General features: G+C 65.4%; 3 protein-coding genes. All 3 read right to left on the bottom strand.

Annotated elements, in window-relative coordinates:
* Nucleotides 1-78: 78 nt before the first annotated feature.
* Nucleotides 79-14,025 carry a non-ribosomal peptide synthase/polyketide synthase gene (locus tag BJ917_RS05565; RefSeq protein WP_121102502.1) on the bottom strand — a complete coding sequence of 4,649 codons (13,947 nt, stop codon included), beginning with the start codon at nucleotides 14,023-14,025 and terminating at the stop codon, nucleotides 79-81.
* Between the two features lie 52 nt (nucleotides 14,026-14,077).
* On the bottom strand, nucleotides 14,078-17,155 hold the full coding sequence (locus BJ917_RS05560) for an amino acid adenylation domain-containing protein (protein ID WP_121102500.1): 3,078 nt from the start codon (nucleotides 17,153-17,155) through the stop codon (nucleotides 14,078-14,080).
* A gap of 110 nt (nucleotides 17,156-17,265) precedes the next feature.
* Nucleotides 17,266-18,312 (bottom strand): TauD/TfdA family dioxygenase, encoded by a 1,047-nt coding sequence (locus BJ917_RS05555; protein WP_121102498.1) that lies wholly within the window; start codon nucleotides 18,310-18,312, stop codon nucleotides 17,266-17,268.
* Nucleotides 18,313-18,325 lie beyond the last annotated feature (13 nt).

Raw genomic sequence — 18,325 nt, 5'->3', positions numbered from 1 at the left:
GTTCAATCCAGAAATACGAAGGGGCACGTGCGCCGCGAACGGCGCACTCCGAAGTCAGGTACAGGGCGATAACGGGGCTCACTTCTTCGGCCCCAGTCGCTTGAGCAGGGTGTCGAGGGTGGCCTGGTTCATGCCTTTGGCCAGCGGGAAGTCCGATGGCATCAGCGTTCCGGCCTGCGGGTCGAGGCAATGCTCGACCAGCGCTTGCAAGTGTTCGAGCAGGCGAGCGGGCAGGCGGCTGTCGGCGGTCGGGGTGACGCTGTGCCACTCGATGTGCAACGCGCCGTCTTCCAGCCAGGCCACCACTTCACGGCCATGGCTGACCCGGTTGGCTTGGGCGGTTTCCGCCGGTGACTTCAGGCTGCTGGCGCGCAACCAACCTGCGGGTGCCTGTTCATGCCCGAGGTAGTTGAACAGCACGTCACCACGGCTCGCCGGCAGCTCGCCCCGTTGACGCAGCAGCCCGTGACCGAGGCCCAGGCCTGGCACTGCGCGCAGGGCTTCCTTGGCATTGCGCACCCGGTCGCCGGGGGCACCGCTGGAATTGACCCGCAGTGGATACAGGGTGGTGAACCAGCCGACGGTGCGGCTGACGTCCAGGCCTTCGAACGGCGCATCGCGACCATGACGTTCCAGATCGACGACGATGTCGGCACGGTTTTCGGCTTGTGCCAGCGTTGCGGCGAGGGCGGCGATCAACAGCTCTTCCGGTTGCGTGCGGTAGGCGGCGTGGGACTCGGTCAGCCATTGGTGGGTGCGAGTGGCGTCCCAACGGGCGGACAGGGTCTGGCGCTCGGCGACCGTGGCTACTGGCGCAACGTTGACCGAGGTCTGGGTGTTCCAGTAGCGCTGCTCGGCGCTGACCTTGGCGGCGTGGGCGTGCAGGTGCTCGGCCCATTGACGGTAGGACGTGGTTTTCACCGGCAGACTTGGGCTCTCGCCACGTTCCAGGCCTTGATACAACTGCTGGAAATCTTCCAGCAGCGGCGTCCAGGACACCGCATCGATCACCAGGTGATGCGCGACCAGATACAGGCGTTGCGGTTCGCCTTCGAGCAGGGCGGCGGCGAACAGCGGGCCGTGTTCAAGGTCGAGGCTTTGTGCGACTTGCTGCAATTGCTCTGGGTGGTCGCAGCACGTCAGTTTCGCTGGCGAAACTGGCGCGATATGCGCCTGCCATTGGCCTTCAGCCTCGTTGAAGCGCAGGCGCAAGGCGTCGTGGTGAGCCACCAGTCGATCCAGCGTCGCCTGCACCATTGCCGGGTTCAGGCGACGGTCGCTGTCGGCCAGCACCGACTGGTTCCAGTACGCGGCCTGCGGTTGCTGTTGGTCGAAGAACCATTGATGCAGCGGGATCAGCGGCATGGCGCCGGTCACATCGCCTTGTTCGGCCTGCGTCAGCAATGGGCTGGCCACCTGTGCCAGTGCCGCCGGGGTCGGCGAGCGGAACAGGTCTTTTGGGGTGAGCGAGTAACCCTGTTCCCGCAGGCGCGAAATCAGCTTCAGGCCGAGAATCGAATCGCCGCCCAGGGCAAAGAAACTGTCCGAGGTGCCGACTTCGCGGCCACCGGTCAAGGCTTCACCGAGCAGTTCGCCGAACAGCTGGCAGAGCAGCGCTTCCAGTTCATTGCGCGGGGCGACGCGGTCTTCCTGCGTCTGCGGCAATGGCAGGGCCGCCAGGGCCTTGCGGTCGATCTTGCCGTTGGTGGTCAGTGGCAGGGCCGGTACTTCGATCCATACCGCCGGGATCATGTACGCCGGCAGCTCGGCGGTGAGCAGTGCGCCCAGCTCCGGTTGCGGCGCACTGGCGCTGTAGAACGCCACCAGCCGGTTGTCGATCACCAGGGTGCAGGCGCCGGTAATGGCAGGTTGATTGAGCAGGGCTGCATCGATCTCGCCCAGCTCGATCCGCTGCCCACGCAGCTTCACCTGATGGTCCAGACGGCCGAGGTATTCGATGTTGCCATCGGCGAGGAAGCGGCAGCGGTCGCCGGTGCGGTACAGGCGATCACCGTCGATGAACGGGCTGGCGAGGAAGCGTTCCTCGGTCAGGTCCGCCCGCTTGAGGTAACCGCGAGCCACGCCGACACCGCCGATGTACAGCTCGCCGATGCTGCCGATGGGCAATGGCTGCATCGCTGCGTCGAGGATGTACAGGCGCAGGTTGGCGATCGGTTGGCCAATCGGCACGATCAGGTCATCCACCGAGCAGCGCCAGACCGAGACGTCAATCGCCGCTTCGGTCGGACCATAGAGGTTGACCAGCGCCGCCGGGTGCTGGCCCATGAAACGCCGCACCAGGTCCGCCGGCAGCGCCTCGCCGCTGGCGAACACCTGACGCAGGCTGTGGCAGTCGGCCAGCGTCGGTTCCTCGACAAAGGCACGCAGCATCGACGGCACGAAGTGCAGGGTGGTGACCTGTTCCTGGCGGATCAACTGGCTGAGGTAGGCCGGGTCGCGATGGCCGTCCGGGCGGGCGACCACCAGCGTGGCGCCGGTGATCAGCGGCCAGAAGAACTCCCACACCGACACGTCGAAGCTGTACGGGGTCTTCTGCAACACGCGGTCGTTCGGCCCAATCGGGAAGGCGTCCTGCATCCAGTGGATGCGGTTCATCAGGGCGCCGTGTTCGTTCATCACGCCCTTGGGCTGGCCCGTGGAACCGGAGGTGTAGAGCACGTAGGCCAGGTCATTCGGTTCAACGCTCAGCGGTTCAGCGGCCGGCGCCGGTGGCAGGGTGTCGAGGGTCCAGGCCTGATGTGCGGTATGGCGTCCGGCGGGTAGACGCGACAGCCACTGCGGCTGGGTCAGGGTGACCTGGGCATCGGCGTCTCCGATGAGGAACGCCAGCCGCGCGGTCGGCAGTTCCGGATCCAGCGGCAACCACGCCGCGCCGGCATGCACGATGCCGAGCAGGGCGACGACCATGTCCACGGAACGCTCCATGCACACCGGCACGATGGACTCGCGACCGATGCCGGCCGCGCGCAGGGCGCGGGCGACTTGTTGCGCACGTTGATCCAGCTCGGCATAACTCAGGCGCTGGCCTTCGAACACCAGCGCCGGAGCGTTGGGGGTCAAGGCCGCTTGCTGGTTGAGCGCCGTATGCAGGTTGCTCGGGCCGGAATAAAGGCGCTCGGTGGCGTTCCAGCGATCCAGTTGCTGCTGGTCCTGTTGTTGCGGGAACAGCTCGACCAGCGACCGCTGCGGTGCAGCCACCAGCGCGTCCAGCAAGGCACACCATTGTGTGCTCCAACGCTGCATCGTGGCCTCGTCAAACAACGGCGCCTGGTATTCAAGGGCGAGGGTCATGTCGCTGCCGTCGTCCTGGACTTCCCAGCTCTGTTCGAACTTGGCGTCGATCACCGGCAGCATCTGCTCTTCGATGTCCAGGCCCGGCCACTGGCGGCTGTCCATGCGTCCGTGGTTAAGGGAGAACAGCACCTGAAACAGCGGCGTGCGGTTCAGGTCGCGGCGCTGGGCCACGGCGCCGACCAATGTTGCGAAGGGCAGATCGGCGTGGGCCTGGGCCGCACGCAGATTGGCTTCAAGGTTGGCGAGCAGTTGCTCGGCCGGGGCTTGTTGATCGACGTCGCTGCGGATCACCAGCGTGTTCACCAGACACGCCAGCAGCGCCTGGGTTTGCGGCTGGTCGCGCTGGTCGGCCGGGGTGCCGAGGCGAATGTCACGCTGGCCGCTGTAGCGGGCGAGCAAGGCGCTCAGGGCAGTGGCCAGTATCACGTAGGCCGTGGTGCCGCGTTGGCGGGCGAACTGGCGGATCGCTTCGGCACGCTGGGTACCAAGACTGACGGTCAGTTGCCCGGCACGACGGTCCGCTTCGGCGCCACGAGGGTGGTCCAGCGGCAGATCGAGCTGGTAGTCATCCTGGCCCAGTTGGTTTTTCCAGTAGTCGAGGCTTTCATTGCGCCGGGCCTGGGTGTCCGGGTGCTGTTGCCACAGGGCGAAATCGACATAGTCGATGTCCAGCGCGGTCCAGCCGGGCGCTTGCCCGTTCAGGGCGGCGCTGTAGGCCTGGGCCAGTTCGTCGATCAGCAACTGCATGGCCCAGCCGTCGGTAGCGCTATGGTGCAGGCACACCAGCAGGCGGTTTTCGTCGCTGTCCCGGCGTTGCAGCAGGTGTGCGCGCCACGGTGCGGCGGTTGCCAGATCGAAAGGCGCCATCAAGGCGTTTTCGGCATCAGAGCAGGCCGAGATCCAGTCCTGTTGGATGACGGAAGTCACCGCCAGCGCCGGCCCCTGATCGTCGATCAGCAACTGCGGTTCGCCGTTGAGTTCAACAATGCGGCTGCGCAGCACCAGGTGGCGCTCGCTGACTTGCTCGAACGCCTCACGCAAGGCTTGAACCTGAACCTCGCCACGCAAGGTCAGGGCGAAGGGCATGTGGTATTCGCGGGAATCCGGCACCAGGCGGCTGAGCATCCAGAACCGTCGCTGTGCCAGGCCCAGCGGCAACTGTGCCGGACGCGGTTGTGCCGTGATCTGTTCGCCCGGTGCCGCTGCGCGCAGATGATCGGCCAAGGCCGCCACCGTTGGCTGGGCGAATACCACCGCCAGCGGCAGCGTCGCACCGAGGCGTTCACGGACGCGGGCGACCAGACGGGTAGCCAACAAGGAATGGCCGCCCAGCTGGAAGAAGTGATCCTCGATGCCCACCGACGGGCATTCCAGCAATTCGCTGAACAGCTCGCAGAGCACGGTTTCAATGGCGTTGCGCGGCGCCGTATGCGGTTGATCACGGTTGATTTGCGGCAGTGCCGTGGCGGCCAGGGCCTTGCGGTCGAGCTTGCCGTTGCTGTTGAGCGGCAGGCTGTCCAGTCGTACCAACAGGCTCGGGACCATGTGCGACGGCAGGTTGTCGACCAAAGCTTTTTGCAGCGCGACTTGATCCGCCTCACCCCACCAGAAACTCACCAGACGCTGATCCAGCAACAGCGTGGCGGCATCGCGCACGCCTGTCTGTACCAGCAATTCGGCGTCGATTTCCCCCAGTTCGATCCGCTGTCCGCGCAGCTTCACCTGATGGTCCAGACGGCCGAGGTATTCGATGTTGCCATCGGCGAGGAAGCGGCAACGGTCGCCGGTGCGGTACAGGCGATCACCGTCGATGAACGGGCTGGCGAGGAAACGTTCCTCGGTCAGGTCCGTCCGCTTCAGGTAACCGCGCGCCACGCCGACACCGCCGATGTACAGCTCGCCGATGCTGCCGATCGGCAGCGGTTGCATGGTTTCGTCGAGGATGTACAGGCGCAGGTTGGCGATGGGTTTGCCGATAGGCACGATCAGGTCGTCCACCGAGCAGCGCCAGACCGAGACGTCAATCGCCGCTTCGGTCGGGCCATAGAGGTTGACCAGCGCCGCCGGGTGCTGGCCCATGAAACGCCGCACCAGGTCCGCCGGCAGCGCCTCGCCGCTGGCGAACACCTGACGCAGGCTGCGGCACTCGGCCAGCGTCGGTTCCTCGACAAAGGCACGCAGCATTGACGGCACGAAGTGCAGGGTGGTGACCTGTTCCTGGCGGATCAACTGGCTCAGATACGCCGGGTCGCGATGGCCGTCCGGGCGGGCGACCACCAGCGTGGCGCCGCTGATCAGCGGCCAGAAGAACTCCCACACCGACACGTCGAAGCTGTACGGGGTCTTCTGCAACACGCGGTCGTTCGGCCCAATCGGGAAGGCGTCCTGCATCCAGTGGATGCGGTTCATCAGGGCGCCGTGTTCGTTCATCACGCCCTTGGGCTGACCGGTGGAGCCGGAGGTGTAGAGCACGTAGGCCAGGTCGTTCGGTTCAACGCTCAGCGGTTCAACGGCGGGCGCCGGTGGCAGGGTGTCGAGGGTCCAGGCGCTGTGACCGGCGGGTAGACGCGACAGCCACTGTGGCTGGGTCAGGGTGACCTGGGCATCGGCGTCTTCAATGAGGAACGCCAGCCGCGCGGTCGGCAGTTCCGGATCCAGCGGCAACCACGCCGCGCCGGCATGCACGATGCCGAGCAGGGCGACGACCATGTCCACGGAACGCTCCATGCACACCGGCACGATGGACTCGCGACCGATGCCGGCCGCGCGCAGGGCACGGGCGACCTGTTGTGCACGATGATCCAGCTCGGCATAACTCAGGCGCTGGCCTTCGAACACCAGCGCCGGGGCGTTGGGGGTCAGGGCGGCCTGTTGGCTCAGGGCCGTGTGCAGGTTGCTCGGGCCAGCGTAGTGGCGCTCGGTGGCGTTCCACTGGATCAGTTGCTGCTTGCGCTCGGATTCAGCCAACGGCGACCAGTCGGCGAGACGGGTCTGCGGCGCATCGAGCATGGTTTCCAGCAGTGCTTGCCATTGCGCCAGCCAACGCTTGACGGTGGTTTCGCTGAACAGCGCGGCGCGGTATTCCAGCAACACCGACAGCACCTCGCCGTCGTGCACTTCCCAGTTCAGGTCGTATTTGGTGGCTTGCGCCTTCACTGCCTGCTCACGCACTTGCAACTGCGGCCACTGGCTGGCCGAGGCGTCGGCGTTCTGCATCACGAACAGCACCTGGAACAGCGGCGTCTGGCCGAGGCTGCGGGCCGGGTTCAGGGTTTCGACCACCTGATCGAACGGCACGTCCTGATGTTGCTGTGCGTCGAGCACGCGGTTGCGCACCTGGCTCAGCAGGCCTTCGAAATTTAGCGCCGGATCGAGGTCGGCGCGCATCACCACGGTGTTGACGAAGCAACCGATCAGCGGCTGCAACTCGGCCAGCGGGCGCTGGGCGACCGGGCTGCCGAAGCGCACGTCGCGTTGGTTGGCATAACGCCCCAGCAGCAATTGCGCGGCGCTGAGCATCAGCATGTACAGGGTGGCGCCACGTTGCTGGGCGAACTGACGCAAGCGTCCTGCCAGTTCCGGTGGCAGTTGCAATTGCACCGCACCGGCGACCGGGTCGAGCTGGTTCGGCCGAGCCTGTTTGGTTGGCAGGTCCAACAGGTAGTCGCCATCCTCCAGTTGCGTGCGCCAGTAGTCGAGTTGATCGCGGAACAGCGCTTGTTGCTCTGGCTGACGCTGCCAGAGCGCGTAATCCGGGTATTGCACGGTCAGGTTCGGCAACTCGGCAACGCTGCTCTGGCACTGGGCACTGTAGAAACGCGCCAGTTCATCCAGCAGGTTCTGGCTGGACGCGTCATCGGTGGCGCAGTGGTGCACGTTCAGCAGCAATAGCGCCTGGTCGTGGCCGCTGCGTTGAATCAGCGTGGCGCGAATCGGCAGCTGAGTCGCGAGGTCGAAACGGTACCCGGTTTCGGAGTGGGTCGCCTCACAGCCCAATTGCTCCCAGGCTTCGGCGCTGTCAGCGTGCAGTGTTGCCACGCGCAGCGGGATGAGGGCCTGGGGTTCGATGGCCAGCGCCAGTTCGCCGTCGGCCTCACGCACGATGCGGCTGCGCAGGATTTCATGCCGCGCGACCACTGCATTCAGCGCCGACTGCAAGGCTGAGACATTCAGCTCACCGTCGAACTGCACGGCACTGACCACGTTGTATTCACCGCCACCGGCGCTCAGTTGTTCGAGGAACCATAGGCGTTGCTGTTCGAAAGACAGCGGCAGGCGCGCAGGACGTTGCGCTGTTGTCCAGGTCACGGCCTGCGCTTGCAGTGGCTCGCCGAGCAGCGCGGCGAGCGCTTCGAGCGTCGGGTGTTCGAACACCGCACGCAGCGCCGGGACCGTCGCGAACTGTTGACGCAGACGGGCAAACAGCTGCGCCGCCAGCAGCGAGTGACCGCCCATATAGAAGAAGTGACTGTCGCGACCGACCTGCGTCAGCGGCACGTTGAGCAGCTCGGACCACAGTGCTGCCAGTTGCTGTTCGGCCAAAGTGCGCGGCGGGTCCTGCGCGTCCGGCTCCGCTTGAATGTCCGGCGCCGGCAGGGCCTTGCGATTGAGTTTGCCGTTGTCGGTCAGCGGCAACTCATCGAGCACGACGAAGGCCGACGGCACCATGTAGTCGGGCAGGGCGGCGCCGATGGTTTTGCGCCACGCGTTGACATCGGCCTGGCCGTCGCAGGTGACGTAAGCCACCAGGCGCTTGTCGCCGGGCACGTCCTCACGGGCCAGTACCACGGACTGACGCACGCCCGGCTGGGCGCCGATCAGGGCTTCGATTTCCCCCAGTTCCACGCGGAAACCACGGATTTTCACCTGATGGTCCATGCGCCCCAGGTATTCCAGTTGGCCATCCGGCAGCCAGCGCACCAGGTCGCCGGACTTGTACATCCGCGCATTGGGCAGCGGCGAGAACGGATCCTCGATGAACACTTTCGCGGTCTGTTCGGCGCGGTTAAGGTAACCCAGGGTCACGCCCGCGCCGCCGATGTGCAGCTCGCCCGGAACGCCCACCGGCATCGGGTTCAGCCACGCGTCGAGCACATAAGTGCGCACGTTGGCGATGGGCCGGCCGATGATCGGGCGGGCCGGGAAGTCGTCCACCGCACAGCCGGTGGCGTCCACGGTGCATTCGGTCGGGCCGTAGGTGTTGAAGAAGCGGCTGCCGGCAATCGACGGCAGGCGCTGCCAGAGTTGCGCGTCCACCGCATCGCCACCGAACAGCACGAAGCGCGGCAGGTAGACCTCGCCACGGCGCACGCGGTCGCTTTCGAGCAGCGCCTTGAGCTGCGCCGGGGTGCATTCGAACGCGTCCAGGCGGGTGTCGCGGAAGAACCGCGCCAGCGCCTCGGGGTCGTAACGCACCTCTTCCGGGGTCAGGTACAGGCTGTGGCCGTCGAGCAGCAGGATCAGCTCGGCCACTGAACTGTCGAAGGCGAACGAGTAGTTGAAACTGGTGCGCATCGGCTGGTCGGTGTAGCGGCGATACAGGCCATGGATACGCGCCCACGCCAGGTTGACCACCGAACCGTTGGTGACCAGGGTGCCCTTGGGCTTACCGGTCGAGCCGGAGGTGTACATGATGTAGGCCAGGTCGTCGGGCCCGGAGAGAGGGGCGAGGTTACTGTCCGGCTGATCGGCGAACAGCGCCGCGTCGGTATCCAGGCGCAGGCGCGGCAAATCGCTGCCTAGCTGCTCCAGCAGGCCTTGCTGGCCGAGGAACAGCGCCGGTTGCGCGTCTTCGAGCATGTAGGCCAGGCGATCCACCGGGTAGGTCGGGTCGAGCGGCACATAGGCACCGCCGGACTTGAGGATGCCCAGCAGGCCGACCAGCAGCTCCAGCGAACGCTCGACACACAGGGCCACCGGACGATTGGCCACCACGCCACGGCTGCGCAGGTAATGCGCGACCTTGTTGGCCCGGCGATTCAGTTCGCCGTAGCTCAGGCTTTGGCCTTCGAAGCACAGGGCATCGCGGTCCGGGGTGCGCTCGGCCTGCTGTTCGAACAGCTGGGCGAAGGTCAGGTGCTGTGGCACCTCCATGTCGGTGCGGTTCCACTCGACCACGGTGCGTTGCCATTCCGCATCCATCAGCAGCGGCAGGGCGGCCACCGGGCGCTGCGGCTCTGCGAGCATTTGTTCGAGCAGGTGTTCGAGGCGGGCGAGGGTCTGCCGCGCGCTGTCGGCGACAAACAGGTCCAGGGCGAACATCAGTTCCAGCTGGATCGGCGCATTGGCCGGGCACAGCACGTGCAGGTCCAGATCGCATTCCGATTGCTTGAGCGGCGTGTCGAGGGCTTCGAACTCCAGGCCCGGGAAGCGCAAGCGCGATTCCATGGCCAGTTGCTGGGCGACCATCACCTGATATAGCGGCGCGTGGCTGAGGCTGCGCGGCAGTTGCAGGCTGTCCACCAGTTGCTCGAACGGCAGGTCCTGATGTTGCAGGCCTTCGCGCAGACGCGTGGCGACCTGGCCGACCAGCGCGGTGAAGTCCGCCTGCGCTTCGAAGTCGGCGCGGATGGCCAGGTTGTTCAGCAAAATGCCGAGCAAGCCTTCGGTGCCCGGTTGCTCACGGTGAGTGACCGGGGTGCCGATGAGTACCGTGGCGTCGCCGCTCAAGCGGTGCATAAGCACGGCGAAACCGGCGAACAATACGGTGAAGGGCGTGGTGCCGAGGCGGCTGGCGAAGGCTTGCACCCGGGCGCTGAGATCGGCGCTCAGTTCGCGTTGCACAAGGCCGGCGCGGTAGGTTTGCACCGATGGCCGTGGCAGATCGGTCGGCAAGGCCAGCAACGGGCTGCCTTCGCTGTTGCTGCGGTCCAGGGTTTTGGTCCAGTAGTCGAGCTGGCGCTTGAGTTCCGCGCCTTGCAGATGCTCGCGTTGCCACAGGGCGAAGTCGGCGTATTGCACTGGCAGGGCCGGCAGTTCAGCCGCTTGGCCGTTGCAGCGGGCTTCATACCCCAGGGCCAGTTCGCGCAAGGCAATGGTCGCCGACCAGGCGTCCGACACCAGGTGATGCAGGGCGATACCCAGCACGTGTTCCTGTGGCGCCAGGCGCAGCAGGCGCGCACGCAGCAACGGCGGGTGGGTCAGGTCGAAGGGTTGCTCGAAGGTGTCCTGCAGGGCGTTGAACTGCGCGCCTTCACGGGCGGTGGCAGTGAGGCCAGACAGGTCGTCGAACGGCAATTCGATGCTCAGCGCATCACTGATGTGCTGGCAGGGTACGCCGTCGGTGCTGCGGATACCGGTGCGCAGGATTTCGTGGCGCACCAGCAGGTCGTTGAGGCTGGTGTGCAGGGCTTCGACGTTCAGTTCACCGTTCAAGTGCAGGGCGAAGGGAATGTTGAACAGGGTGGTGCCCGGCGTCAGTTGCTCGATGAACCACAGGCGCTGTTGCGAGAACGACAGTGGCAGCAACGCCGGCCGTGGCCGGGTTGTCAGCCCCTGGTTCGCCGCTGCTTGGGGCATGGCGGCCGCGGCCTGGCGGGCGGCAATCGCCAGTGCCAGCAACGCCACGGTCGGTTGTTCGAACAGCACCCGCAACGGCAGGTCGAGTTTGAAGTGCGCCCGCAGCCGCGCCACGATCTGCGTGGCCAGCAGCGAGTGCCCGCCGAGGGTGAAGAAGTTGTCTTCCACGCCGACACTGTCGCGGCCCAGCACTTCGGCCCAGACTTTGGCCACGGCCGCTTCCAGTGGGTTGCGTGGGGCGATGCTTTCCTGCGTATCGGCCTGCCAGTTCAATTCCCGGGCGGCCAGGGCCTTGCGGTCGACCTTGCCGTTGGCGTTCAGCGGCAATTTTTCCAGGCAGACGAACGCCGCCGGCACCATGTACGGCGGCAATTGCGTACGCAGGTGATCGCCAAGGCCGTCGCTGCCCAGGGACTCGTCGTGAGCTGACCAGTAAGCCACCAGCCAGGCTTCGCCGGCGCTGGTTTCCCGCAGCAACACGGCAGCCTCGCGCACGTTCGGGTGCTGGGCCAGGCGGTGTTCGATCTCCGTCAGTTCGATGCGGTGCCCGCGCAGCTTGACCTGCTGGTCGCGGCGGCCGAGGTATTCGATCACGCCATCGGCGCGCCAGCGTCCGAGGTCGCCGGTGCGGTAGAGGCGTCCTTCAAGCGTCGGGTGATCGATGAAGGCGTCTGCAGTGCGTTGTGGGTCGTGCAGGTAACCACGGCCAACGCCGACACCACCGACACAGATTTCCCCGGCCACGCCGACCGGCACCGGTCGCAGGGACTCATCCAGTACATACAAGCGGTTGTTGGCGGTTGGCTGGCCGATGGGCATGTGGCTGACGTCGGCATCCGGCGCTTCGACAATCGGCTGGAACGCCACGTCGTCGGCGCACTCGGCGGGGCCGTAGGCGTTCATCAGGGCGATGTCAGGGAAGCGCGCGAACCAGTCGCGGGCCACGGTCGGCGGCAGTGCTTCACCGGTGGGTAGCACCCAGCGCAGGTCGGGCAATGGCAGGTCGCACGGGCACAGCGCGAGCAAGGTGCGCATCAGGCTCGGAACGATTTCCAGCACGCTAAGGCGCTCGCCGGCGAGTACCTGCAACAGGCGCTGCGGGTCATGGGCCACCTCGTCCGGCAGGATCTGCACGGTGGCACCCAGCACCGGTGCGGCGAGGAACTGCCACACGGAAATGTCGAAGGCCACGGATGCGGTTTGCGGAATCCGGTCGTTGGCGTTCAACCCCAGGGCCGGCACCTTGCCGAAGATGTTATTGAGCATGCCCCGTTGTTCGATCATCACGCCCTTGGGCGTGCCGGTCGAACCCGAGGTAAACAGCACGTAGGCCAAGCTGTCCGGGCGGCCGAGCAACGGCAGTGGCGCATCCTTGCCAGCGTTCCAGCAGGCTTCGGCCAACAGCGCGGTGGGCGCTTGATCGAGGCCGCTCAGCAGCTGATCGAGCAGGCCGCTGCACGCATCACTGCCCACCAGCAACGGTGCACGGGACAGGGTGAGGATTTCCCGCAGGCGCTCCGGCGGGTGATTGACTTCCAGCGGCAGCATCGCCGCGCCGGCCTTGAACACTGCGATCATCATGGTCAGCAAAGGCAGGCCGCGAGGGGCGACCAATGCAACCAACCGGTCCTCGCCGGCACCCGCTTCCCGCAGCGCGTGGGCCAGGCGCGTGGCGCGCTTATCCAGCTCGGTGTAGGTCAGGGATTCACCGTCGCAGATCGCGGCCACCTGATCGCCACGCTGGGCGACCTGTGCAGCGAACAGCTGCGCGTAGCTTTGCTCCAGTGGAAACTCGTGCGGGTTGACCGCCCATTCGCCCAGCAGTTGCTGGCGCTCGTCGCCGGCCAGCAGCTCGAAGCTGCCCAGCGTGGCGTCCGGCGCGGCGAGCATGCCGCACACCAGCGTGGCCAGGTGGCCGAGCAGGCGCTCGATAGTCGCCGCTTCGAAGCGTTCGCGGTCGTAGGACACGCGAATGCCCAGTCGTTCTTCAGGCAGGATCACCACGGTCAGGCCGTAGTGGGTGTGGACGCTGTGGTCCATGCCATCGAGACTGAACTGGAATCCGCCTTCCAGAATCTGCTCGTCGATCGGTGCGTTTTCGAACACCAGGATGCTGTCGAACAGGGTTTCGCCCCGGGGGAAATCGCTCCAGCCCTGAATGTCGGTCAGCGGTGTGTGCTCATAGTCGCGCATGTCGACGTTCAGCCCTTGCAGCGCGCTCAGCCACTGGCCAAGCGATGCCTCGGGGTCCACCGAAACGCGCAAGGGCAGGGTGTTGATGAACAGGCCGATCATCTCTGCGACACCGGTCAGTTCCGCCGGGCGGCCGGCCACGGTGACGCCGAACATGACGTCCCGCTGCCCGCTGTAACGGGACAGCAGCAGCGACCACACGCCCTGGAAGAAGGTGTTCTGAGTGATCCGACGGTTGCGGCAGAACGCCGCCAGGGCCTGGGTTTCCTGCTCGGTCAGGTGAATCAGTCGATCGTCCACCAGCACCGCGTCGGTGTAGCGGTCGCGGGTCACGCCGTTGTCCACGGTCAATGGCGTCGGCGCATTGAGCCCCTGCAACCGGCCGCGCCAGAACTGCTCGGCCTTGGTCGCGTCCTGGCGTTGCAGCCACTGGATGTAGTCACGGAACGGACGCGGCGCCTTGAGCTGCGGCGTGCGGTCGTTGCACAGCGCTTCGTAGACCTTGAGGAAGTCCACGGTCACCAGCGAGATGCACCAGGCGTCCATCAGGATGTGGTGAAAGCTGCGAATGAACTCGTAGGACTCATCGCCCAACCGCACCAGGCGGAAGCGGATCAGCGGCGGCTTCGACAGGTTGAAACCGGTTTTCTGTTCGTCCGCCAGCAAGGTGCGGATTCGCGCTTCCTGTTCGTGCGGGGCGAGCCCGCGCAGGTCGATCGTGTCCAGCGGTACCTTGACCTCGCGGTGGATCACCTGCACCGGTTGCTTCTGGGTCTTCCACTGGAAACTGGCGCGCAGGGAAGGGTGCAGCGCAACGACTTGACGCCAGGATTCGAGGAAGGCGACTTCATCGATGGCGCCGCCGATGCGGTAGCGATCCTGCATCAGGTAGACGCCGGAGTCTTCGTGCAGCAGGGAGTGGAACAGCATCCCTTGCTGCAGCGGCGACAGCGGGTAGATGTCTTCGATCGGATTGCTGCTGGTTTTTTCGGTGGTCATTGCAAACGTCCTGCAGAAAAAGGGGCGACGGCGCGGAGAGTCGGGCAGCCAGTCAAAATTCGTTTTCGTCGAGTTCGGCCATCAGCGCCTGCATTTCGTCATCGGACAGGCCCGAGGCGCTGAACTCGGTGCTCTCGGGCTGCGGTTGCGTGTTTTGCGCCGTCACCGGTTGCGCGACCTCGGCCATGGCGGCGATGGTCTGGCCTTCGAACACGTGCTTGGCGGACAGGGCAATGCCTTGCTCAAAGGCCTGGGCCACGACTTGCAGGCTGAGAATCGAGTCGCCGCCAATGGCGAAGAAGTTCTCGGTGACGCTCACGGTCTCCAGCTTCAGGACCTTGGCGACGATGGCTTGCAGGGCGGTTTCCATGGCGTTGCGCGGTGCGACGAAGGCGCTTTCGTCGAACTGGTCCGGGTCGGGCAACTGGCGCAGGTCGAGCTTGCCGTTGGGCGTGCGCGGGAAGGTCGGCAGGGTCAACACCCGCGCCGGCACCATGTAAGAAGGCAGGCGTTCACCGAGGAAACGCTTGATCGCTTCCGAATCCGGCGCATAACCGTGGGCTGCCAGAATGTAGGCCAGCAGGCGCTTGCCGGCGGCGTGTTCCTGGACGATCACCGCGGCTTCGCGCACATCGCTGTGGCTGCACAGTTGACGTTCGATTTCGCCCAGTTCGATGCGGTAGCCGCGCAGCTTGACCTGATGATCCTTGCGACCGAGAAATGCCAGGCGCCCGTCCGCCAGCCAGCAAGCCAGGTCGCCGGTGCGGTAGGCACGGGTGCCGTCGGCCAGGGTGACGAAGGCCTTGGCGGTTTCTTCGGGTTTGTTGCGGTAACCCCGGGCCAGGGTCGGGCCGGCGAGGACGATTTCCCCCGGCTCACCGATGCCGCTGGCGATGCCCTGTTCATTGAGCACGCGCAGGTCCATGCCGGCAATCGGTCGACCGATGCTCAGTTCCCGGTCCGGGTCCAGGACTTCATAGGTAGCCCAGACCGTGGCTTCGGTGGGACCGTATTCGTTCACCAGTTGCGCGTTGGGCAAGGCTTGGCTGTGCTGGGTGATCAACGAAGGCGGGCAGGCTTCACCGGCGACGATCCAGCATTCGAGGCTGTCGGTGCCGGTGGTGCGCTGCAACTGATCGAGCAATGCCTGATACAGCGATGGCAGCGACAGGCCGTGGCTGACCCGGTGTTGGGCAATCAACTGCGCCAGACGCGGCATCTCCAGTTCTTCGCCGGTGGCCGGCAAGACCAGGCGCCCGCCCTGGGCCAGGGTCCAGAAAATCCCCGCCACCGAGCTGTCGAAGGCGAACGACGACAGCAGCAGGTAGGCACGCACCGGTTTCCCGTAGGAAGTCATGCGCACCTGGGTCGAGAGGCTCAGGGCGCCGTGGCTGATTTCCACGGCTTTCGGGGCGCCGGTGGATCCGGAGGTGTAGATCAGGTAGGCCAGATCGTCCGCCTGAGGCGCTGGCAGTGGCGGTAAATGGCTGATATCGGAAGGCGTCAGGTCGTCGAGAGCGAAGCGTTGCAGGCTCGCGGGCACGCTGTCGGCCAGTTCGGCGCTGACCACGATATGGGCGATGGCGCTGTCGGCGAGCATATAGGCACGGCGTTCCACCGGGTAGGTCGGATCGACCGGCACATAGGCACCCCCGGCCTTCAACACCGCCAGCATGGCGACGATGGCCGCATTGCCACGGCCGAACAGGATGCCCACCGGTACGCCGGCACCGATGCCGGCGGCCCGCAGTTGATGGGCCAACCGGGTGGCGCAGGCATCGAGCGCGGCGTAGCTGAGGTCGCCATCCTTGTCACTCAGGGCAATGGCGTTCGGCTGTTGCAGCACCTGACGGGCAATCAGCTCGACCAGCGTCACCGGTTCAATCGCAGGTGCGGTCGGGGTGTTGTCGAGGGTCTGCACTTGCAGCGGGCCGGTCAGCGGCAGTTGCGCCCAGCGGTGTTGTGGCTCGGCCAGCGCGCCTTGCAGCAGTTGCAGCCATTGTTCGCCCAGGCAAGCGGCGGCATTGGCGCTCAGCAAGTGACGGTCGTAAATCACGTGGGCCTGAACAGCATCCGTGGTCTGGTTCACGTTGAGGCAGGCTTTTAGCGGGTTCAACACCGCGTTGGCATGGCGTTCCCTGGCATCGGCCTGACGCCAGGCGAAGCCATAGCCGCCATTGAGGTTGTGGGTGTAGTAGTCCTGCCAGCCGGCGCTGAGTTCGACGGTGGCGGCGATGTTTTTGCATTGTTCCAGCAGGGTGGTTTGCGGGTCCAGGTCAAAGCGCACCGGCAGGCATTGTTCGAACAGGCCCAAGGCGTTTTCCAGTTCCGGGCCACGGCTTTCGTGGATGACCGTCAGTGCCACCTGTTGTTGACCGACGAGGCGGCCGAGCAGGACGGCCCAGGCGGTCAGCATCAGGTTCGAAGTCAGGGCCGGATGAGCGGCGAGGCTTGGCGGCAGGGCAAGGTCCACGCGTGCCGGGGCAAAACCTTTGCCCGACGCCGACTCCAGCGACAGCTGCAGGGGCGGTTGTTCGCTCTGTGCCAGGGCTTTCCAGAAATTCACCCCCGGATGGTCGGGTTCGTCTTCCGTGAGGCTCCAGCGCCATTCGGCGTAGTCGGCGTATTGCAGGGCCTCGTTTTGCAAGGCGTCGTTCAGCGCGGGGTTGGCGTCCTGCAGCAAAGCGGCCGCCAGCAGTTTCAGGCTGCCCAGGTCAAAGTGGCTGCTGGCCCCGGCCAGGTCGAGCACCGATTGCCCGTCCGACAGTTGCACCAGCGTCACGGCCAGCGGCAGCGTCCAGTCGCGAGGTTGCGTGGCCAGTTGGCTCAGGGCAGCGTCCTGCTGGCCTGGATCGAGTGCGCGTAAGTCTTGCACCACGACCGGTAGTTCGATGCTGTCGTGAATCACCTGCACCGGAAAGCGCAGGCCCGGCACGGGCGCCAACCGGGTGCGCAGGATTTCACTGTCGGCGATCAGGGCGTTCAAGCGCTGGCTCAGGAGCTCGGCGGTCACGGGGGAGGCAACCGACCACTGCAAACGGCAGCTGAGCGGGTGCTCGGCGACGCCGTGGGTATGCTGATAGACCGACGCCTGCTGTGGCGAAATACGAAAACCTTGGAGTCCGCTCATGTTCAACTCGACTGGGAATTGGGGGTAAACCGGGGCAACAGAGGCACGCAGGCTCACTGATCGAAATCAGCTGAGCCTGTGCAAATCAGCTTGTTCGCCCGTGGAAAAAATCAGACGGCGACGTCACTCTGCAGCAGGGCTTGCGCCATGCCGGTCATGATTGCGCGATTGCCGGTGAAGGGTTCGCGACCGTGCACCGCGAGCATGTTGTCGATGAACAACACGTCGCCCTGCTGCCAGCTGAAGCGCACCAGCGAGTCGAGGTAGGCCGCTCGCAATGACTCCAGTACATCGGCTTCGATGGGTGTGCCGTCGCCATAGAAGGTGTTGGTCGGCAGGTCGAGATCGGTGAAATTGCCTTGCAACGAGTCGCGGATCGCCGGGGGCAGGGTGCTGATGTGGAAGAAGGTGGCGTGGTTGAACCACACCTCTTCGCCGGTGCCCGGGTGACGGACCACGGCGGGCCCGCGCTGGCGGGTGCGCAGGCGATTGTTTTCCTTCCACTCCACTTCGATGCCGACACTGGCGCAGTAGGCTTCCACCTCGCCACGGTCTTCGGACTGGAACACGGTCTGCCACGGCAGGCCGAAACCGTCACCGTAGTTACGCACGTACAGCACGCCTTTTTCGCGGAAACGCGCTTCGATCTGCGGGCTGATTTTTGCCTTTACTGCGCGGGTCGCGCCAATCGGGGTTTCGCCGCCGGTCTCGGACGGGATGTGGCAGTAGAAGAACAGGCGCAGCGGGAAGCGCGGCGAGTAGGAGTGTTCGTTGTGCGGGAAGATCATCTGGTCGGCCGGGTAATCGGTCGAGGTGTAGATGTTGCCGCCGACGCGGGTGCGCGGTGAGGCGCGGAACATGTACTCCAGCGCGCCGGGGGACAGGGCGGCGATCACCTGGTCGAACTGCTCCACCGACAGTACGGAGAACCCGCGAAACAGGATCGCGCCGTATTGCAGCAGTTTTTGCTCGAGGTTCTCACGTTCCTTGGCCGCCCAGGCGACCAGGTCCACACCGCTGACCGCCGGCTCGATCACCAGCGGCAGGGCGTGGTCCGGGCTGAGCAGGCGCTCGCTGACCAGCTGTTGTTCCGAGACGTTCATGGCTTTGCGACGCACGCCGCCAAGGGCGCGGGACGGTGGGGGCACGATAGACATAAAGGCATCCAAC

The organism is Pseudomonas sp. WPR_5_2 (genome assembly GCF_003634475.1).
Classification (GTDB): Bacteria; Pseudomonadota; Gammaproteobacteria; order Pseudomonadales; family Pseudomonadaceae; genus Aquipseudomonas; species Aquipseudomonas izuensis.
This window is presented reverse-complemented; position numbering and strand designations above follow the sequence as displayed.